This window comes from Lelliottia sp. RD5, from assembly GCF_056032945.1.
In genome coordinates this window covers 59908-81691 of sequence record NZ_JBVYHQ010000003.1, presented here as the reverse complement: position 1 = coordinate 81691, position 21784 = coordinate 59908, and the positions used below count along the sequence as shown (strand labels likewise).

The following is a 21784-nucleotide window of genomic DNA, read 5'->3' as shown; positions in this document are numbered from 1 at the left end:
CGTTTTTGGGAGATATGTCACGTTTGAGTATTATCTTAACGTCAGAGTGAAATAACGTAATTGAGTAATCGCCCCAGAAAATACAGGATATGCTTCAGTCATTTATTTTCTAAAATTTAACGCAGGAAATTCATTATGTCCGTTTATTTTATTCAACCCGCCTGAAACCGATTTGGATAACCCTTCAACGAACACTGCGTCTCAAAATAGCCGCTCACACGATGGAATTCATAAAACGGGATGAACGTGTTACACACGCTGTAGCGCAGAAAATGCCAGATACAAAAACAAAAAAGCCCGCAGTTAAGCGGGCTCAGAAGTATTTTACTGCTTTACGTGCAGGCGGTAGTCGGAAGTAAAATTATTCCCACTCAATCGTCGCTGGCGGCTTCCCACTGATGTCATATACGACACGGGAGATGCCGTTCACTTCGTTGATGATGCGGTTCGACACGCGGCCTAAGAAATCATACGGCAGGTGCGCCCAGTGTGCCGTCATAAAGTCGATGGTTTCAACTGCGCGGAGGGACACAACCCAGTCGTACTTGCGGCCATCGCCCATCACACCGACGGAACGAACCGGCAGGAACACGGTGAACGCCTGGCTCACTTTGTTGTACAGATCGGCTTTGTGCAGCTCTTCGATGAAGATAGCATCGGCACGACGTAGCAGGTCGCAGTACTCTTTCTTCACTTCACCCAGCACACGCACGCCCAGACCTGGGCCCGGGAACGGGTGACGGTACAGCATGTCGTATGGCAGACCCAGCTCAAGGCCAATCTTACGCACTTCGTCTTTGAACAGCTCACGCAGCGGTTCAACCAGACCCATCTTCATCTCTTTCGGCAGGCCGCCCACGTTGTGGTGAGATTTGATCACGTGCGCCTTGCCGGTGGCAGAGGCAGCAGACTCGATCACATCAGGGTAAATCGTACCCTGCGCCAGCCACTTCACATCTTCCAGACGCAGCGCTTGCTCGTCGAAGACTTCAACAAACACGCGGCCGATAATTTTACGTTTCGCTTCTGGATCGTTTTCGCCCGCCAGTGCGGTCAGGAAGCGCTCTTCGCCTTCAACGTGAACAATGTTCAGGCCGAAATGGTCACCAAACATGTCCATAACCTGCTCTGCTTCATTCAGGCGTAACAGGCCGTTATCGACGAAAACACAGGTCAGATTTTTACCAATAGCACGGTGCAGCAGCATCGCGGTCACGGAGGAGTCAACGCCACCGGACAGGCCGAGGATCACTTTGTCGTCGCCAACCTGCTGACGGATACGCGCAATGGCATCGTCGATGATTTTAGCCGGCGTCCACAGGGCTTCACACTGGCAAATATCGCGCACGAAGCGGTCCAGCATGCGCATACCCTGGCGGGTGTGGGTCACTTCCGGGTGGAACTGCACGCCGTAGAAGCGTTTTTCTTCGTTAGCCATAATGGCAAACGGACAGGTTTCGGTGCTGGCAACGGTCACGAAGTCTGACGGAATAGCCGTCACTTTATCGCCGTGGCTCATCCACACGTCCAGCAGCGGTTTGCCGTCTGCGGTCAGGGAGTCTTCGATACCACGCACCAGCGCGCTGTCAGTCAACACCTCGACCTGTGCGTAACCAAATTCGCGTTCGTTAGAGGCTTCAACATGGCCGCCCAACTGCATCGCCATCGTCTGCATGCCGTAGCATACGCCAAATACAGGAACGCCGGCTTCAAAGACGTACTGCGGCGCGCGTGGGCTGTTGTCTTCAGTGGTGCTTTCCGGGCCACCAGACAGAATAATGCCGCTTGGATTAAATTCACGGATCTGTGCTTCCGTGACATCCCATGCCCACAGTTCACAATAAACGCCAAGTTCACGAACGCGACGAGCAACGAGCTGCGTGTATTGGGAACCGAAGTCCAGGATAAGAATGCGATGTTTATGAATGTTTTCCGTCATTGACGATAATTCCGAGGCAAGTGAAACAAAGCGCCCGGCATTGAGCCGGGCGCGGAAACTTATCAGGAGCCTAAACGGTAGTTCGGGGACTCTTTAGTGATCGTGACGTCGTGAACGTGACTTTCCTGGATGCCCGCACCGCTGATACGTACGAATTCCGCTTTAGTACGCAGCAGATCGATGGTACCACAGCCGGTCAGACCCATACAGGAACGCAGGCCGCCCATCTGCTGGTGAATAATCTCTTTCAGATGGCCTTTATATGCCACGCGACCTTCGATACCTTCCGGCACGAGTTTGTCGGCTGCGTTATCCGTCTGGAAGTAGCGATCGGAAGACCCTTTGGACATCGCGCCCAGAGACCCCATCCCGCGGTAGGACTTATAAGAACGGCCCTGGAACAGTTCGATTTCGCCAGGAGACTCTTCAGTACCCGCCAGCATCGACCCCACCATCACCACGCTCGCGCCTGCCGCGATGGCTTTCGCGATATCCCCGGAGAAACGAATACCGCCATCGGCGATAACCGGAATACCAGTGCCTTCCAGCGCTTCTACAGCATCGGAAACCGCCGTGATCTGCGGTACACCGACGCCGGTGACGATACGGGTAGTACAAATGGAGCCAGGACCGATACCGACTTTGACTGCGCTGCAACCGGCTTCAGCCAGAGCACGTGCGCCAGCACCCGTGGCCACGTTGCCACCGATGATTTGCAGGTCAGGGTATTTCGCGCGGGTTTCGCGAATGCGTTGCAGAACGCCTTCGGAATGGCCGTGTGAGGAGTCAATCAGCAGAACGTCAACGCCTGCAGCAACCAGCGCGTCAACACGCTCTTCATTGCCCGCACCTGCGCCAACTGCAGCACCAACGCGCAGACGGCCATGCTCGTCTTTACAGGCGTTCGGTTTGCGTTCTGCTTTCTGGAAGTCCTTCACGGTGATCATTCCGCGCAGATGGAAGCTGTCGTCAACAACCAGCGCTTTCTCAACGCGTTTTTCGTGCATTTTGGCCAGCACGACGTCGCGCGTTTCGCCTTCACGCACGGTAACCAAACGCTCTTTCGGCGTCATGTAAACACTGACGGGTTGAGACAGGTCAGTCACGAAACGCACGTCACGGCCAGTGATGATACCCACCAGCTCGTAATCTTCGGTAACAACCGGATAGCCCGCAAAACCGTTACGTTCAGTCAGCGCTTTGACTTCCGCAAGCGTAGTGGTTGGCAGAACGCTTTGTGGGTCGGAGACAATACCGGATTCATGTTTTTTCACGCGGCGAACTTCTTCGGCCTGGCGTTCGATAGACATGTTTTTGTGAATAAAGCCGATGCCGCCTTCCTGTGCCAGGGCGATCGCCAGGCGCGCTTCAGTCACGGTGTCCATTGCCGCAGAGAGCATAGGAATGTTCAGGCGAATGGTTTTAGTCAACTGCGTGCTGAGATCGGCAGTATTCGGCAGAACGGTAGAATGAGCGGGAACGAGGAGGACGTCGTCAAACGTCAGTGCTTCTTTGGCAATACGTAGCATGGGCAATATCTCTGACCTGGAGGGTTAAATATTGCCGTGGCATTATACAGAGCGTAACCGATTGCATCTACACTTTTTTATAAAAATGCTTGCGATCGTGTCTCATCGGGTTACTATCGATTGAATAACTTGCTGATTTAAAATTTGATCCCGCTCACATGTTATCTTCCCAAAGCCCCTCAATTTATACCGTTAGCCGCCTCAATCAATCGGTTCGTTTACTGCTCGAGCAGGAAATGGGACAGGTTTGGATCAGCGGTGAGATTTCCAATTTCACGCAGCCGTCATCCGGTCACTGGTATTTTACGCTTAAAGACGATAACGCTCAGGTGCGCTGCGCAATGTTCCGCAACAGTAATCGCCGCGTGACGTTTCGTCCTCAGCATGGCCAACAGGTGCTGGTCCGCGCCAATATCACGCTGTACGAACCGCGCGGTGATTATCAAATCATCGTTGAGAGCATGCAGCCCGCAGGCGAAGGGTTATTACAGCAAAAATATGAGCAGTTAAAAGCGAAGCTGTCAGCGGAAGGTCTGTTTGATCAGCAGTTCAAAAAATCACTCCCCTCGCCTGCGCACTGCGTCGGCGTCATCACCTCTAAAACCGGTGCAGCGCTGCATGATATTCTGCATGTGCTGAAGCGTCGCGACCCTTCCCTGCCCGTCATTATCTATCCAACAGCGGTTCAGGGTGACGACGCGCCGGGGCAAATTGTTCGAGCTATTGAGCTGGCAAATGCGCGCCATGAGTGTGACGTGTTAATTGTCGGACGCGGCGGCGGATCGCTGGAAGATCTCTGGAGCTTTAACGACGAACGTGTCGCACGGGCGATTTTTGCCAGTCAAATACCCGTCGTCAGCGCCGTTGGGCATGAAACCGATGTCACTATCGCCGATTTTGTATCGGATATGCGTGCGCCAACGCCGTCCGCGGCGGCCGAGGTAGTGAGTCGAAATCAGCTGGAACTGCTGCGCCAGATACAGAACGGACAACAGCGTCTGGAAATGGCGATGGACTATTTCCTGGCCAATCGCGCCCGGCGCTTTACGCAATTGCACCATCGGCTGCAGCAGCAGCATCCACAGCTGCGACTTGCGCGCCAGCAAACCGTACTGGAACGCCTGCGTCAGCGCATGAATTTCGCGCTGGATAACCAGCTTAAACGCGCTGTTTCTCGTCAGCAGCGCATGACCCAGCGCCTGAATCAGCAAAACCCGCAGCCAAAAATCTATCGGGCGCAAACCCGTATCCAACAGCTGGAATATCGTCTCGCTGAGAACTTACGCGCACGTTTGAGCACTACGCGAGAACGTTTTGGGAATGCGGTCACCCATCTCGAAGCCGTCAGCCCGCTCTCCACGCTGGCACGTGGCTACAGCGTGACCACAGCGACGGATGGTAAAGTGCTGAAACAGACTAAACAGGTTAAAGCGGGAGATGTGATGACGACCCGCCTGGCTGATGGCTGGGTAGAAAGCGAAGTCAAAGGAATAACGCCTGCCAAAAAAACGCGTAAGAAAAAGCCGGTTTAAACCGGCTCAAACTCAACGCGTTTTTTTGAAATCAACCCATGACCGTTCTGGCAAAAATAATCGATCGCGCCGCAAGCCTTTAAAACCTGAAGAGGCTGATGGCACTCAGGGCAACGCGCCACCAGAGCGATATCGTTACCACAATTGCCGCAATGCGCCATCCCATTTTCAGGCTCAAGCTTTGCCTGGCACTCCGGACAGATAATCGTCATTGTGACTCCTCAATAAATGTTAGTTACACGGTCATTCTAACATGACGTCGTTAACACCCGCTGTAATCCCCTGCGATCATTTAACTGCCCTGACCCATTGCAAATCCCAGCGGATAAAAAAACAAAAAACCCGACAGAGTCGGGTTTTATCGCGCGATTACTTGCTTTTCTTAATGTGCTTAATTAAACGCTTACGCTTACGCATCTGGTTTGGCGTTAGTGTGTTGCGCTTATCTGCAAACGGGTTTTCCCCTTCCTTGAACTGAATTCGGATAGGCGTGCCCATCACATCCAGCGATTTTCGGAAGTAGTTCATCAGATAGCGTTTGTAGGAATCAGGCAGGTCTTTCACCTGGTTACCGTGAATGACCACGATTGGCGGGTTATAACCACCGGCGTGAGCATACTTCAGCTTGACACGACGACCACGAACTAACGGCGGCTGATGGTCTTCAGAGGCCATGGTCATAATGCGCGTCAGCATCGCGGTGCTCTGACGACGCGTTGAGCTGTCGTAGGCTTCACGAACGGATTCGAACAGATTGCCCACACCACTGCCGTGCAGCGCCGAGATAAAGTGTACGCGAGCAAAATCGATAAAGCCCAGACGGAAGTCCAGCATCTCTTTGACTTGCTCTCTCACATCATTGCTCAGACCGTCCCACTTGTTGACGACGATAACCAGTGAGCGCCCACTATTGAGGATAAAGCCCAACAGTGAGAGATCCTGATCGGAGATACCTTCACGCGCGTCGATAACCAGCATGACCACGTTAGCGTCTTCAATCGCCTGCAGCGTTTTGATAACCGAGAATTTTTCCACCACATCGGTGATTTTCCCACGTTTACGCACGCCCGCAGTATCAATCAGCACGTATTCGCGCTCATCACGCTGCATCGGGATATAAATGCTGTCACGGGTGGTGCCCGGCATGTCATAAACCACGACGCGATCTTCACCAAGAATACGGTTAGTTAGCGTTGACTTACCCACGTTCGGACGGCCGACAATCGCCAGCTTGATCGGCAGATCCTGCGGGTTAAAGTCGTCCACAGGCTCTTCTTTACCTTCCGCGGCCTCTTCGAATTGCGCCCAATATGCGGCGTCTTCGTCAATTTCTTCTGGCGGATTGATTTCGTCAACCCATGGCATCAAAACTGTTTCCAGCAGGCTGGTAACGCCACGACCATGAGAAGCTGCAATTGGATAGATTTCTCCCAGGCCCAAAGCCCAGAAATCCGCAACAGCCTGATCGGCATCAATACCGTCAGTTTTGTTCGCCACCAGGAAGGTTGGCTTCTCGCGAGAACGCAGGTGTTTGGCGATAGCCGTATCGGCTGGCATTAAACCTGCACGGGCATCAACCATGAAAAGCACGATGTCCGCTTCTTCGATTGCCAGCAGAGATTGTTCCGCCATACGCGTTTCCACGCCGTCTTCTGTACCATCAATACCACCGGTATCGATACAGATAAACTCTCGTCCTTCCACTTCAGCACGACCGTACTTACGGTCACGAGTCAGCCCCGGGAAATCCGCAACCAGCGCATCACGGGTGCGTGTTAAACGGTTAAAAAGAGTGGATTTTCCAACGTTCGGGCGCCCGACAAGCGCGACCACAGGTACCATGTTTGAAGCCTCATAAAATTCAAAATAACGCCGTATTCACGACGTCTATAAAAACAGTAAAACGGCTCCTGAGTTAACAGGAGCCGTTTATTATACTACAAACGCTACGATTAACGCGTGATTGCGTACAGCGTTCCGTCTTTTGCCTGGATCAGCAGCTTGCCATCAGCAACAACAGGGTCAGTCAGGAAACCTGAACTATCGACTTTCTCCTGCGCCACAAAGCGTCCGTTTTCTGGATCAATCCAGTGCATGTAACCTTCGCTATCACCCACGACCAGGCTGCCATTATACAGCGCAGGTGCGGTCAGCAGACGGTGTAGCAGATCGCTTTGCGTCCACAGCGTAACGCCGCCATCGGTGTTCAGCGCCAGCAGGCGATCGTTCTGATCAACCAGATAAATGCGATTACCTTCAACGACGAAATCATTCACAGAACCCAGTTCACGTTTCCACATGACCTGGCCGCTGCGCAGATCCAACGCCGTGAGGTTGCCGTTATAAGCCAGCGCATACACCACGTTGTCGACAATGACCGGAGTGGTATCAACATCGCTCAGGCGGTCGATTTCAGTCGGACCTGTAGCCTGAGAAATACGCTGCTGCCAAATCATCTGGCCTTGCTGCATCAGTACGGCGCTCACGCGGCCGTTGTCACCGCCCACGATTGCTGCACCAAAAGCCGTAGCCGGAGCAGATTCACCGCGCAGAGAAAGTGATGGCATGTCCAGGTTAACGGTCCATTTCACGGCACCGTCAGCCTCGTTCAGCGCTTGCAACTGACCATTGCTGGTGTGAATCAGCACAACACCGTCACTGACGACAGGACGTGACAGCGCTTCACCTGCAACGCGAGATTGCCACGCGATGGAACCATCGCTGGTGTTCAGCGCATAAACCTGGGCTTTTTCGCTACCGACATAAACGTGTCCGCCGGAAACAGTCAAACCGCCAGAGAGCAGCGCAGGTGCACGAGAGAACCAACCGTCTTTTTCTGCCAGGTTCACAGACCAGACTTCTTTACCGTCATCCGCATTAAATGCGCGAACAGTGCCTTTGCGATCAGCCGCGTAAACAACGTTGTCCGCAAATGCTGGATGCAGATTGGAGTAGAAATCACCAATACCGCTACCCACAGACGAACTCCACGCGGTGGAGGGGGTAAATTGGTTTTCAACGGTTGGCAACGGTGACATTTTTACAACATCTTCTTCGCCACTGAACAGTGAACAGCCGCTCAATAACGTAACGGAAAGCAGTCCTGGCAGAAGTAATTTACGCAATTGCATCGGGTCCCTCTCAGACGGACAAATTATTTATTTTCATCTGCATCATTTCGCTCAGCGCAGGTGAGGCGTTACTTTTCACGCCTGATTCCCACGCGCTGCGCGCGCCTTGTTTGTCGCCTTTGCTCAACAGAGCTTCACCGCGCAGGTCAGCTACAATGGCTGCAAAACCTTCGCCTTTAATGGTGTCGAGCGTTTTCAACGCATCATCAGCCTTTTTCTGCTGAACCTGAATACGGGCAAGACGCAGATTGATTACCGCTTTCAGATTATCATCGCTCGTCGCAGAGAGACCCTGCTGGAGCTGCGCAGCCGCTTTATCCAGTTCGTTCTTATCAACGAATTGTTGAGCAACTTCAAGCGACGCAAGTGCGCCGTAGATGTTTTTATTGTCAGCAGCGAATTTTTCAGCGGCCGTCAGCGTTTGAGGCTGATCGGCGCGAATTGCGCTAACGGTATTTTCGTAAGCCAGGGAAGCGCCACGCGCGGAATCAGCCTGATGGCTGTTCCAGTAACGCCAGCCCATCAGCGCGCCCACACCTAAAATTACACCAACAGCCAGGGCTTTGCCGTTTTCAGCAAAAAAGCGTTTAACCGCATCAACCTGGTCGTTTTCGTTCTCGTACATTTCCACGCCGTTCTTCCCCTTAGCCCAGTAAAGTGCGCAAGTGCGCCGCAACGCCATCCTGCGTTACCGTTGTTTGCTCACCAGAGCGCAGGTCTTTCACCACGACTTCACCAGCGGCCACTTCGGACTCACCCAGTACCAGTGCAACACTTGCGCCCCATTTATCAGCACGGGCAAACTGTTTTTTGAAGTTGCCACCACCGTGGTTGGTCATCAGTTTAACGCCCGGTAGTGCATCGCGCACACGTTCGGCAAACTGCATGGCCGCAGACTGCGTGTCCGCACCTGAAGCGACCAGGTATATATCGACAACGGATTCTGCTTTAAATTCCGGATTAACTGCCTGAACCAGCAAAACAAGTCGCTCAAGGCCCATCGCGAAACCAACTGCCGGCGCTGCGCGACCACCCAGTTGCTCGACCAGACCGTCATAACGCCCGCCAGCGCAGACAGTGCCCTGCGAGCCGAGGCTGGTGGTCACCCACTCAAACACGGTGCGGTTATAATAATCCAGGCCACGCACCAGACGCTGATTTACGGTGTACGCAATGCCAGCGGCTTCAAGCAATTTACACAGCCCTGCGAAATGCTCGCGAGACTCTTCGTCGAGATAATCACCCAGCGCAGGCGCATCGTTCAACAGCGCCTGAACATCCGGATTCTTGGAATCAAGAACGCGCAGCGGGTTGCTGTACATGCGACGCTGGCAATCTTCGTCAAGCTTGTCTTTATGCTGTTCCAGGAACGCAACCAGTGCATCACGGTAGTTCGCACGAGCTTCCAGGGATCCGATTGAGTTCAACTCCAGCGCAACGTGCTGAGAAATCCCCAGCTCGCGCCACCAGCGCGCCGTCAGCATGATCAGTTCAGCGTCAATATCCGGGCCTTGCAGACCGAACACTTCGACACCCAGCTGGTTAAACTGGCGGTAACGGCCTTTTTGAGGACGTTCGTGACGGAACATTGGGCCGATATACCACAGGCGCTGCTCCTGATTGTACAGAAGACCATGTTCGATGCCGGCACGTACGCAGCCCGCCGTTCCCTCAGGACGCAGCGTCAGGCTATCGCCATTGCGGTCCTCAAAGGTATACATCTCTTTTTCAACGACGTCGGTCACTTCACCAATCGCGCGTTTAAATAACGGGGTCTGCTCTACAATCGGCAAACGGATTTCACTATAACCGTAGCTGCCGAGCACCTGTTTCAGTGTGCCTTCAATGCGCTGCCAGATGGCGGTTTCGCCAGGCAGATAATCGTTCATGCCGCGAATGGCTTGAATGTTTTTTGCCACGTTTATTCTCTTTCTATATACAAAAAAGAACCCTAAGAATGGGTTCAATCATACATGGGAAGCACCGCTTCCCATCACGTTATTTCTCAATCTGCTGAATGCTGATGCGCTGCGCTTCATCCAGTATTGTCGCTTTCGCTCGGATGCGGGCTTCAAGCTGATCGATCATGTCGTTATTATCAAGACGATCCTTACGAATGCCATCTTCATAAAGGCCACTTTTCTTGTTGCCGCCAGTCACCCCGAGGGTAGACACCAGCGCTTCGCCAGGACCGTTTACAACACAACCAATGATCGAAACATCCATTGGCGTAATGAGATCTTCGAGGCGTTGCTCGAGCGCATTTACCGTACCAATAACGTCAAACTCCTGACGTGAACAGGTTGGGCAGGCGATAAAGTTGATGCCGCGCGCGCGGATGCGCAGTGATTTCAAAATATCGAAACCGACTTTGATCTCTTCGACCGGATCGGCCGCTAACGACACGCGTAAGGTGTCGCCGATGCCTTCGGATAGTAACAGTCCCAGACCAATAGCCGATTTAACGGAACCGCTACGCAAGCCACCGGCTTCCGTGATCCCAAGGTGCAGCGGCTGTTCGATCTGTTTTGCCAGCAAACGATAGGATTCGACCGCCAGAAACACATCAGACGCCTTAACGCTCACTTTGAACTGGTCAAAGTTAAGACGATCAAGATGATCGACATGACGCATGGCTGATTCCAGCAGCGCCTGCGGGGTAGGTTCGCCGTATTTTTCCTGCAGATCTTTTTCCAGCGATCCGGCGTTAACGCCGATGCGGATAGGAATATTTTTATCGCGGGCACAATCCACTACCGCGCGGATACGCTCTTCGCTACCGATATTACCCGGATTAATACGCAGGCAATCGACGCCGTATTCCGCCACTTTTAGCGCAATGCGATAGTCGAAGTGGATATCAGCAACCAGCGGAACATTGACCTGTTGCTTGATGAGTTTGAATGCTTCAGCCGCATCCATTGTCGGCACGGAAACGCGAACAATATCCGCCCCTACGCGCTCTAATGCTTTGATTTGATTAACTGTCGCAGCAACATCCGTGGTACGGGTGTTGGTCATCGACTGGACGGCGATAGGTGCACCATCGCCAATCGGCACATTCCCAACGTAGATCCGTTTGGATTTCCTACGCTGAATCGGAGCCTGGTTATGCATGAAAAGTCTCCCGCGTTACTCGCCTGTTACTGTGCTGCAGATTGTTCGGCACTAACGGTAAGACGCGCAACCTGGTTTGTTCTGATAAAACGGCTCAGATCGACAGGTTTACCTTGATACTGGATCTGTACCGCAGATGGAGCGCCGATTTTAAGCTTATACGGTGCCTGACCCGTTAGATTTAACGTGCCATCTTTACGCTGCAAACCGCTGAACAGCTTTTTACCTGTCGCGTCTGTCACTTCGAGCCAGCAGTCGGCGGAGAAGTTCATGACCAGCGCGTTGGCATCGGTAGCCGTTGCAGCAACGCCAGCCTGATCGGTGGGCAGTGGCTGAGCCGCGTTAGTATTATCCGTCGTTGCGGGCGTTGCCGCCGGTGCAGCATCAACATTTGCTTGAGAAGGCGAAACCACTGCGTTTTGCGCAGTCGTCTGATCTGGCGTCATTGCCGGCGCTGGAGTCTGGACAGGTTCAACAGTTTGAGAGTCCGTCGCAGCGGTTTGAGGTTCACTTGACGTCGAAGCGCTGTCGGTGTTTAACGGCACGCTTTGCGCGCCGTTGTTACCGGAATTATTCAATGCCGCTGAAGATTGATCGGCCATGGTGGTGATCTCTTCCTGCTGCGCTTTGTGGTTTTGCCACCACCAGGCGCCGGTCAGGCCGATAACCACAAACAGAACCAGCCAGGTAAAGCTCATTAACCAGCCGTCACGTTTTTTACGACGTTTGCCTAGAGAGAAGGTCTGCATCGGAGCGACTTTCGCCGCGCGAACCGGTGCATGCTTTTCCATCATCGGCAACAGTTCTTCTTCGGGAATATGCACCAGTTTTGCATAAGAGCGGATGTAACCACGCAGAAACGTTGAAGCAAGATCGGCGGGTGCCTTATCTTCTTCAATATCGCGAACCGTGGAAACTTTCAGGCACAAGCGTTCTGCAACAGCTTGCTGGCTGAGTCCGAGTTGTTCACGGGCGTTGCGAAGACGAACGCCAGTGGAGAGTGCTTCAGTTTTATCGTGAGTGGCTTCAGTATTCATTCGCTACAACTACTGGTACGTGTAAATTAGGATTCAGGTGCCGGTCAGTCACAATGCCACCCGCACCGCGAAACTTCTGGTCAATTAACCTTAGACAGACAGTATAGGACTGCCAGGCCTTAGTTTACAGTGCAGCTCAACTCGCGAAGCTAAACTGTTGTTACGACGTTACATACTGCCTTAAAGTCGTCAGAAACGCACCGTAATTATTAAGTCATTACAATGAATCTGACTGATTATTCAGTAAGCTAATGCTTCACGACGCAAAGCATGCGCCGTGAGTGCATAATAATCAAACAGCTTTAACGTCGATCGTCTCACCCTGCATACGCTTACGCAACGTGCGTTTGGTACGGTCAATCACGTCGCCCGCCAGCTGTCCGCAGGCTGCATCAATGTCATCGCCACGGGTTTTACGCACGATAGTGGTAAACCCATAATCCATCAGCACTTTGGAGAAACGGTCGATACGGCTGTTCGAGCTACGTCCATATGGCGCACCCGGGAACGGGTTCCATGGGATCAGGTTGATTTTACACGGTGTGTCTTTAAGCAGCTCAGCCAGCTGATGTGCATGATCGGTTTCATCATTCACATGATCCAACATCACGTACTCGATAGTGACACGGCCCTGATTCGCATTGGACTTCGCAAGGTAGCGGCGCACGGCAGCGAGGAAGGTTTCGATATTGTACTTTTTGTTAACCGGCACAATTTCATCACGGATTTCATCGTTGGGTGCATGCAAAGAAATCGCCAGCGCAACATCAATCATGTCGCCCAGCTTATCCAGTGCAGGGACAACGCCAGACGTGGAGAGCGTCACGCGTCGTTTGGACAGGCCAAAACCGAAATCGTCCAGCATGATTTCCATCGCCGGAACGACGTTAGTCAGGTTCAGCAGCGGTTCACCCATGCCCATCATCACCACATTGGTGATAGGACGAGTGCCCGTAACTTTGGCCGCGCCAACGATTTTCGCTGCGCGCCATACCTGGCCGATAATTTCAGAAACGCGCAGATTGCGGTTAAAGCCCTGCTGCGCCGTTGAACAGAATTTGCACTCAAGTGCACAACCGACCTGAGAGGAGACGCACAGCGTCGCACGATCTTCTTCCGGGATATACACCGTTTCAACACGCTGATCGCCTACGGCAATCGCCCATTTGATGGTGCCGTCGGCAGAGCGTTGCTCTTCGACCACTTCAGGTGCGCGGATTTCAGCCACTTCTTTCAGCTTATTGCGTAGCACTTTGTTGATGTCCGTCATGTCATCAAAGTTATCGCTGCAATAATGGTACATCCACTTCATGACCTGGTCGGCACGAAACGGCTTTTCGCCCATTTCCAGAAAGAACTCGCGCATCTGCTGACGGTTCAGATCCAGCAGGTTGATTTTTCCATTTTTATTGGGAACCGCGACAGTGGCGACTTCGGAGGTATTCACTAATTCAGACATAGTATTTTCCGGCCTCGTTGTTACACGTTATGGCCCGTGGAGGGTTAAAAAGAAACGCCCCGGTGAGCAGTCTGCTCTTCCGGGGCGTAGCATTGTACAAATTCTGGCGCAGGGATGCCACGTTTGCACGCAGCATTTACGAAAAAATTAACGTGTGCGTGGGCACACTTCGCCTTCGCCAAAGAAATAAGCGATTTCGCGCGCGGCAGATTCCACTGAATCAGAACCGTGAGTTCCGTTCTCAGTGAAGCTATCCGCATAATCAGCACGCAGAGTACCCGCCAGGGCGTTAGCCGGGTTGGTTGCACCCAGCAGATCGCGGTGACGCTGTACTGCATTTTCGCTTTCCAGCACAGAAACAACGATTGGGCCGGAAGTCATGAACTCCACCAGACCGTCGAAGAAAGGTTTACCGTCATGCTCTGCATAGAAGCCGCGAGCCTGTTCAACGGTCAGATGCAGCATTTTAGTGCCAACGATTTTGAACCCTGCAGATTCAAAGCGAGCAAAGATGCTGCCAATAACGTTTTTTGCCACCGCGTTTGGCTTAATGATGGAAAAAGTACGTTCAATAGTCATGATAACCCCTGTAATTTGTTCTGTTGTTTTGCATACGTCTGTATGACCTGGCGCGGATTATAGAGAGCATTAGCCCTATTGCCTATGGATCTAAGTAACATTTTTTTAAAATAAGACGAGCTTTAGCAACAGACCCTATCGCCGATTTGATTTTGTTCACTGCAGGATGAAGTTTACTGTGGTGACCTGCCCTGTTTCATCCATGATCAGTACCTGATAATCGCCTGCTTTATCAAGCTGTAAAGTGTAAGTGCGCCCTTGAGCATCCAAAGGCTCGCCATTCAGGAACCACCATCGTCTCCCTTCCCCGCCAAATGTGGCGAGCGGCAACGATACGCGCGATTCGCCAGGCAAACGTTTGATAACAGCCCCCTCGCGCACCCCGGTTAACTGGAAGGGTGCGGGTGAATCCTGCGCCAAAGGGGGACAAACGGAAGATGATGGCGGGATACGCGCCATTCTTCGCTCAGGTGCAGGCAGCCACGGCTCAAGCGGTAGCGGCCAGACATCTAACACTTTTTCTTGCGCGCCCGGACAATCAGCTGCAACGCGCTTGCCCGCTTTATCTAACCAAACTGGAAAACGAATTCCTCGAATGCCCTCCTGCTCCGGCAGCAACAGCGTTGGCGGCTGGCTCCCGTCAAGGAGCCATGTCGACAACCGGCGGCGACAATTTTCACTTCCTGCCGGTAGCGATTGTCCGCCCGGCCAGCAAATAACGCCGCGCCCCACCGAATCAGGACGCACATCGCGTGGCAGGCGAGATTCGTCTGTCATCGAGTTTGACTGAAGCACGTTGTTGACCTGATTCAGCAGCGGCACAGCGCTGGCAAACCCAAACTGCCCTGCGACAGGCGTTCCGTCGGGGCGACCCGTCCAGATACCAATAAGATAACGCGCGTTCAAACCCACTGCCCAGGCATCACGGTAGCCATAGCTGGTGCCGGTTTTCCACGCCAGCGGCGCAACCTGTGGCAGCGCGGCATCGGGCAGCGGTTGCGACTCATTGGCTAAAATACGCCGAATAATCCACGCAGCCCCAGGTGAAAGTAATGGTCGTTCGACAAGCGGATCGCCCGGCTGCACGCGCAATCGACCGGCTTTACCGTGCCGGGCAAATGCACTGTAGGCTGCCGTAATATCGGCAAGTCGTGCCCCTGCTCCGCCGAGAATGAGTGATAAATTAGGCTGTGCGCCTGCAGGGAGGAGTAGCGGTAAACCTGCGTTACTGAGCAACGCTGCAAAACGTTTTGGCCCGTAAGCTTCCAGCACTTGCACGGCGGGTAGATTTAGCGAACGGACCAATGCTTCACTCATGCTGACGGGGCCGTGAAATCCGCTGTCGAAATTACCAGGCCGATAATCTCCTGTACGACGCGGAACATCCTGTAGCAGAGAGGCGGGATGAATCAACCCGTCGTCGAGCGCCATACCATAAATAAATGGCTTCAGCACCGATCCCGGCGATCGGATCGCATTGACCATATCAACATGGCTAAAACGGCTGTCATCAGCGATGTCTACCGATCCCACCCAACCGCGCACCTTCATGTTGGTATGATCAACCACGATCATCGCCAATGAGCTACGCGACGGGAGGCGGGATTTCCAGTTCATCGCCAGCTCTTCCAGCTGTCGCTGAAGGGAGGCATCCAGAGTTGTGACAATTTTATTTTCACGACTTTTGTTGAGCATCATGCGCGAGAACAGCGGAGCTAATTGCGGCATCTGTCGTGGTGCAAGCCAGACAGGCTCTTCGCGCGACTCTTTGACCTGCTGCGCAGTCCAGACGCCTTGCGTCACCATGCGCTCCAGAACTTTATTTCTGGCCGCCTCAGCGCGATCCGGCCAGCGGTCTGGCCGCAGGCGGCTTGGTGCCTGAGGGAGCACCGCCAGAAGCGCGGCTTCTGAATAACTCAACTGGGCAGGGGATTTACCAAGATAAGCCCAGCTTGCGGCACCAACTCCCTGTAACGTCCCGCCAAACGGGGCACGATTAAGATAAAGCGTGAGAATATCGCGTTTGGAAAGATGCCATTCAAGCTGCATGGCTCGCCATAGCTGGCGGATTTTTCCGCCAAAGGTGCGCGGATGAGGATCAAGAAGCCGCGCAACCTGCATAGTGAGCGTGCTGCCACCTGAGACGACTTTACCCGACCGCAAATCCTGCCAGGCCGCGCGCATGACTGAGAAGGGATTCACACCGGGATGCTCCCAGAACCAACGATCCTCATACTGGATCAGCGCTTCAAGATATCGCGGAGAGACCTCCTCAATGGTGACCGGATAGCGCCATATCCCTTCGCTATCCGCAAACCGCCAAAGCGGAATTCCTTTTTCATCTGTAACCACGCGGGCGGGCCTGACCTCTTTTAAAGGCAACGGCCACAGGCGATCGGCGGCGAAAACCAGTCCCCATAGAATAAGAAGAACGCCCACCAGCCATAGCCAGCGGGACCGTCTCAGATGCATTAACCGCACGTTACGGAACGACAATCAGCGGGCCACTTGCCGCACCTGTTGCCCGCCACTGCGGAACATACATGGACTCTACCAGGGGAACCGGAACCTGGTATGTTCCTGGCGTTACAGCACGCGCCAGATAGACCAGCGTAACGGGTTGCCCTTCGTTTACCGCGACTGCCGCAACGAAACGATCGTCGCGGAACTCCATATGCTGGATATCAGCCTGTTGCATCTGGCTGAGCAGATTCTGGACTTCACTGCCGCTGTCCTGCAGGCTGGCGCTACTGCTGGCCAGGTTTTGGTTTTCAAGCTCAAGCCCGGCGGGTAACAAGTCGACCACCAGTGCATCAGGGACATTCTGATTGGCTTTGACCTCCAGCCAGACCAGCACCAGCTCACCGCTTTTAAGCGAAGAGAGCGATTTAGTGCTGCCATCGGTGGCCAGAATATGGCGTTCGATTTGCAGAACGTTTGAACTCGGCTGTGGCGCATATTCCGGATAACCTGCGGTATCAAGACGCACCCACATCGGTCCTGTCCCGCTGTTTGTGACCTGCAATGCGCCAAGCCGATCGCCAGCGACATTTTGCACCTGCGCACGATCGCCACTGAGCATATTTTCGGACAGGCTGGTCGTTGCCTGCCATGTTCCGGAAAGCGTCTGTAATGAACGTCCGGCCATGAACAGGGCATTGCTTTCTTGAGTTGACAGCCAGCGCTGGCTGAAGGCCTGCTCTGACAGCACATTCAGCAGGCTATTTTGCGCATCCGGCAGCAGCTTGTACTCTTCCAGCAGCGAGAGCATCAGCGCATTATCACGAAGCTGGCTACCATAATCCGCCATCCAGTTTCTGGACTCACTCCGCGGAGTTTTAAGCGCTAAATCCAGCGCCTGCTGGCTTCGCGGTGCGTCACCCATCAATTTCAACGCCATACCTAACTGCATCAACGGCAGCCCTGCAGCGGCCTGATCATGGCGCTGCCAGATTTCACGCAGCGCCCCCAGCGGTGCTTTTTGCTGACGTGCTAACACCAGTGCAGCATAAGCCTGCACGGCAAATTTACTCGCCTGCGCATTGTCGCTGTAGCGAATCGACATCATGCCGGGGTCTTGCAGATAGCGCAGCAGACGGCTGTTGGCATTATTGATGGCATCAACTGGCACGCTGTAGCCCTGCTCACCGGCACGTACCAGGAAGTCAGTAACGTATGCGGTGAGCCAATACTCTTCGGGACCGTTTTTATCCCACAAGGCAAAACCACCCTCGTCGCGCTGCATTTGCAGCAAGCGCGAAATGCCAATATCAATGGCCGCACGACGTTTATCGTCGGTGTCTCCTTTGATGCCCAGTGCTGCGAGTTGTGCTGCATTGGTATAAAGCGACGGGAACAATCCGCTGGCGGTTTGCTCCAGACAACCATAAGGGTAAGCCTGTAACTCGCGGATATAACGTGCCAGGTTTAACGGTGGCTTGCCGCTGAGCAGCAATTGCCCTTGCAGGGTTGCCGGAGAGAACCCGGTGAGGTGTTGGGCAGGTGCCGTCCAGCTTTCGCCCGGATTGAGCATCGCACCCGTATTGACCGTTTGTGCCGGGAATGCCGGACGCACGCCGACTTTCCAGCTTTTATGCTGCGCAGCGAATGTCTCGCCCGGAAGCGTCAAACCTGAGACTTCAGCAGAGATTTCACCGTCACCGTAGCCCTCCAGAGCCCGCACCGGGATAAAGAGCGTGGTTCGCGCACCCGGTGCTAATTTAACCGGTTGCGGCTGGCTACCTTCAAGTGCCATCAGCCCTGAAACGTTCAGCGCGACGTTCAGCATTTGCGGCTGGTCGGTAAGGTTAGTGAGATCGAGCGTTAAGCGCGTGGTGTCGCCGCTGGCCAGGAAACGTGGCATGTTCAATTCAGTAATGACGGGCGCGGCGACGATCACTTTGCTTTCATTGCTACCGAAGTCATCTTCGGTCCATGCCTGCGCCATCAGCCGTAGCTCACCGTTGAAATCACCAATCGGTAAAGAAACCGTTCCTTCTCCGTTGGCATCCAGCACGACGGGCTGCGCCTGTTCAGCAATAATAGTGACATGATTCACAGGCGGTTTACCGCCGCGTTTAAGTTCATCGCCATCACCACCAAAGCGTAGCGCCGCCATTCGGCCCTGCCCTTCAATCACCTGACCATAAATATCATAGATATCTGCGCCGTAGCGTTTCTGGCCGAAGAAGGCCTGCCACGGATCCGGGGTGGCGTAATCGGTAATATTCAACACACCGCTATCCACGGCGGAAACCAGTACGTTCACTTTTTGAGGGATCGTCCCCTCTTTGACGCTGGCCTTAACTTTTACGGACAGCGTTTGATTTGGGCGCATTTTCTGCGGATTATCCAGCGCAATATTCAGACGGCGATTTTCATCTCCCATTGGCAGATGCAGCAGTCCCACCGCACGTTTTGGTGTGGCCGATTTGGATTTATCCCCCGGACGAACCACCAGCGTGCTCAGGTAAAGATCGTGGCGCTTCCAGGTTTTATCGACCGGTATTGCAAGCTCCAGCCCGTCTGCCGGCACATCGATCTCTTTCCACCACAGCGGCCCCTCGCTGGACTCTATCATCGCATAACCTTTGCCTGCGGCCGGTGCGGCAATGTGCAACTTAATGGTATCGCCCGGTTGATAGGCGGGTTTGTCGAGCTTGAGCGTCACGCGATCCGGGCGAGCCGCACCGGTACCATCGCTGTTGTCCTGCCAGCTATAACCGGCCCAAAAACGCACGCTACTGACCACATTGTCTGGCGCTTTGACTTCCAGACGGTATGAACCCCACTCTACGGGGAACGTCACCTTGCCCGTCTCGTCGGCTGCCAGCGTCATCTCCTGCTCACCTTCAACCAGCTCTTTTTGGTCGAACTGGGACATCCAGCCTTCGCTTTCCGACCAGTTCCAGTAGTAGTCACGGCGCTCACGGATCAGACGAACCTGTAAGCCTGAGACGGCTTTTTTTGCCCCGCTGGCATCGGCATAGACGATATCGAAGCTGGCGTTACCGTTTTCATCAACAATCGGCTGATTCACCGTGGTATCGGTTCGGTAGTCATATACCGCTTTGCTGGCAAACTGTGGGCGAATACCTGGAAGTGTCTCCGCAGGCCAGATCGCCTGCTCCGCACGACGGGTTATCGGACGGCCACCGGATTCCAGCAGGCTTGCCTGAAGAATAAGCTGCAGCGGTGAATGGGTCTCTTTCCACTGACTCTCGGTTGAAACCTGCCCTCTCCCCATTTCATCGAGCGTCAATTGCACTTCATCCAGACTGCGGCTGAGATTCTCTTCTGCAATGTCACCAAACTGGAAGCCAGGTAATGCGGCGACAGCTTCACGCAGTGGTCGCAAGAACAGCTGCCCTTGCAGGCTGTTCCCATTAGCGGGAGCACCATAAAGGTAATAGCCCACCACATTGAAATTCACTTCATCTTGCGGCGAAACTGGCGTTTTCTGCGTTTTAAGTTCAAGCGCCATGCGCTCCGGCATAAAATCTTCGACATGGAAATCCCACATCCGCTGCTGGTTGTCGCCCGTATTTGCGCGAATATGCCACATGCCGGTCTGCGCGCCGCTATCAAGCGAATAATTAAAGCGATACAACCCATTTTCTGGCTGGCTGACAAACGTGCGTGCCACTTGCCCATCGGGACGGAGGACTTCCAGCTTCACAGGCTGATCGGGAAGCGGCTTGCCGTCGCTGTCACGCAGCAAACCGTTGAGAATGACCGTTTCGCCCGGACGATAGAGATCCCGCGGGCTAAACATAAAGAATTGTTTGCTGAAACCGGGCGCACCGGCGATATCAAACTCAGCCAGATCGAGCGCCGGGAGTTTCAGGTCGAGCAGCGTCGTTTGCCCGTCTTTACGCGCCAGGATCAACGCGGCCTCTTTATCGGTTTCGAGCTTAGCGTGCCCCTGCTCATCACTGGTGCCTTGCGCCAGGGTTTGCCCCTTATCATTCAGCAGCGTGACCTCGATGCCTGATTGCGCGGCGCCGTTTTCCAGGCTCTGGGTGAAGATATCAAGACGATTGTGGTAGCGATGCGCAGACAGGCCGATGTCACTCAGGGTGAAAAGCGTGGCGGCATTGCTGTAGTTGTAATGCCCAGCCTGATTCATCACGGCGATGTAGACACCTGACTGCTGTAATGGCTTGATATCACGCAGCGGGAGCAGCAGTTTTTCACGGGTGTTACGCGCCGGATTCAGGTCAAAGCGTCCGGTATACACCAGATCTGCCATTTTGAGCAGATTATCGGATTCCCAGTTGGTCAGGGAATTGCGGTATTCCCACTGGCTAACAAACGCCGCCAGCGATTCCGGCTTAATTCGATAGAAATTCACGTCCACGTTGTTGACGTTCAGGGCCATGACCGGCAAACCTTCGACCACTTTTCCCGGCAGGAGTGAACCCCGGCTGGCAAACCCCACGCTGGGTTCAATATCGCGCGTCGTCAGGGCTTTTTCGTAATCAATACCAAACGTAGCTTTGTTCAGTGCCTGAAGATCGCGCTCGATAGTCACCACCAGATTGCGGTTCGGTTCCAGGTGACGCAGGCGCAACTCTTTAAGCGTGGGAGAGAGTTCCCACGCGCCGTCCACTTTCCCGCTTTTTTTATCGACGACGTGGACGGTACGGGCGAAATCTTGATCAGGATTGAGCGGGACAGAAAACGTCAGCACCAGGGTCGATGCGCCATCAAGCTGTACTTCAGACGCATCCAACAGCGTCAGCGCTTTCCCCTCGCTTTGCGCAGCCAGTTTCGCAAGCTTTTCACCATCAGGTTTTTCAGTCGCTTTGGAAGGCGCGGCGGCCGATGCAGCTGGTGCAGCGACCTGTGTTTTATCGTCGCTGTTATCACAACCGAAGAGCGTGAACGTGGAAAACAGTGCCAGCGAAAGTGCGGCTATACGAAACGGTTTCATCTTTTGTCCCTGGCCTGTGAGGCCTG

The 21784-nt window shown here is 53.8% G+C and carries 14 protein-coding genes; 1 reads left to right on the top strand and 13 read right to left on the bottom strand.

What is annotated here, in order from left to right:
- Nucleotides 1–361: 361 nt before the first annotated feature.
- Nucleotides 362–1939, bottom strand: coding sequence for a glutamine-hydrolyzing GMP synthase (gene guaA, locus AC0LWE_RS11370; protein WP_015959994.1), 1578 nt, complete (start codon nucleotides 1937–1939; stop codon nucleotides 362–364).
- 62 nt (nucleotides 1940–2001) lie between these two features.
- Nucleotides 2002–3468, bottom strand: coding sequence for an IMP dehydrogenase (gene guaB / locus AC0LWE_RS11365; protein WP_059179435.1), 1467 nt, complete (start codon nucleotides 3466–3468; stop codon nucleotides 2002–2004).
- Between the two features lie 158 nt (nucleotides 3469–3626).
- Between guaB and xseA the strand changes: the two genes are divergently transcribed.
- A complete protein-coding gene (xseA, locus tag AC0LWE_RS11360; RefSeq protein WP_219347498.1) occupies nucleotides 3627–5000 on the top strand; it encodes an exodeoxyribonuclease VII large subunit in 1374 nt (457 codons plus the stop codon).
- Here xseA and AC0LWE_RS11355 read toward each other — a convergent pair.
- The 11 genes from AC0LWE_RS11355 to AC0LWE_RS11305 all read right to left on the bottom strand — a co-directional run bounded on the left by AC0LWE_RS11355 (nucleotide 4997) and on the right by AC0LWE_RS11305 (nucleotide 21758).
- Nucleotides 4997–5212, bottom strand: a complete 216-nt coding sequence (locus AC0LWE_RS11355) for a zinc ribbon domain-containing protein (RefSeq protein WP_059179437.1) — start codon at nucleotides 5210–5212, stop codon at nucleotides 4997–4999. The genes xseA and AC0LWE_RS11355 overlap by 4 nt on opposite strands.
- Nucleotides 5213–5369: 157 nt before the next feature.
- Nucleotides 5370–6842: a ribosome biogenesis GTPase Der gene (gene der, locus AC0LWE_RS11350; protein WP_059179438.1), complete on the bottom strand. Its 1473-nt coding sequence runs from the start codon at nucleotides 6840–6842 to the stop codon at nucleotides 5370–5372.
- Nucleotides 6843–6952: 110 nt separating this feature from the next.
- Nucleotides 6953–8131: an outer membrane protein assembly factor BamB gene (gene bamB, locus AC0LWE_RS11345; RefSeq protein WP_059179439.1), complete on the bottom strand. Its 1179-nt coding sequence runs from the start codon at nucleotides 8129–8131 to the stop codon at nucleotides 6953–6955.
- A 10-nt stretch (nucleotides 8132–8141) separates the two neighbouring features.
- Nucleotides 8142–8762, bottom strand: coding sequence for a YfgM family protein (locus AC0LWE_RS11340; protein ID WP_059179440.1), 621 nt, complete (start codon nucleotides 8760–8762; stop codon nucleotides 8142–8144).
- 13 nt (nucleotides 8763–8775) lie between these two features.
- Nucleotides 8776–10050: a histidine--tRNA ligase gene (hisS, locus tag AC0LWE_RS11335; protein ID WP_059179441.1), complete on the bottom strand. Its 1275-nt coding sequence runs from the start codon at nucleotides 10048–10050 to the stop codon at nucleotides 8776–8778.
- 79 nt (nucleotides 10051–10129) lie between these two features.
- Nucleotides 10130–11248, bottom strand: a complete 1119-nt coding sequence (ispG, locus tag AC0LWE_RS11330; protein WP_015960005.1) for a flavodoxin-dependent (E)-4-hydroxy-3-methylbut-2-enyl-diphosphate synthase — start codon at nucleotides 11246–11248, stop codon at nucleotides 10130–10132.
- A 26-nt stretch (nucleotides 11249–11274) separates the two neighbouring features.
- Nucleotides 11275–12285, bottom strand: a complete 1011-nt coding sequence (gene rodZ / locus AC0LWE_RS11325) for a cytoskeleton protein RodZ (RefSeq protein ID WP_202713906.1) — start codon at nucleotides 12283–12285, stop codon at nucleotides 11275–11277.
- A 292-nt stretch (nucleotides 12286–12577) separates the two neighbouring features.
- Nucleotides 12578–13744 carry a dual-specificity RNA methyltransferase RlmN gene (gene rlmN, locus AC0LWE_RS11320; RefSeq protein WP_059179443.1) on the bottom strand — a complete coding sequence of 389 codons (1167 nt, stop codon included), beginning with the start codon at nucleotides 13742–13744 and terminating at the stop codon, nucleotides 12578–12580.
- Between the two features lie 147 nt (nucleotides 13745–13891).
- Nucleotides 13892–14323 carry a nucleoside-diphosphate kinase gene (ndk, locus tag AC0LWE_RS11315; protein WP_059179444.1) on the bottom strand — a complete coding sequence of 144 codons (432 nt, stop codon included), beginning with the start codon at nucleotides 14321–14323 and terminating at the stop codon, nucleotides 13892–13894.
- Between the two features lie 156 nt (nucleotides 14324–14479).
- On the bottom strand, nucleotides 14480–16795 hold the full coding sequence (gene pbpC / locus AC0LWE_RS11310; protein WP_267970672.1) for a peptidoglycan glycosyltransferase PbpC: 2316 nt from the start codon (nucleotides 16793–16795) through the stop codon (nucleotides 14480–14482).
- Between the two features lie 10 nt (nucleotides 16796–16805).
- Nucleotides 16806–21758 (bottom strand): alpha-2-macroglobulin family protein, encoded by a 4953-nt coding sequence (locus AC0LWE_RS11305; RefSeq protein ID WP_219347497.1) that lies wholly within the window; start codon nucleotides 21756–21758, stop codon nucleotides 16806–16808.
- Between the last annotated feature and the right edge of the window lie 26 nt (nucleotides 21759–21784).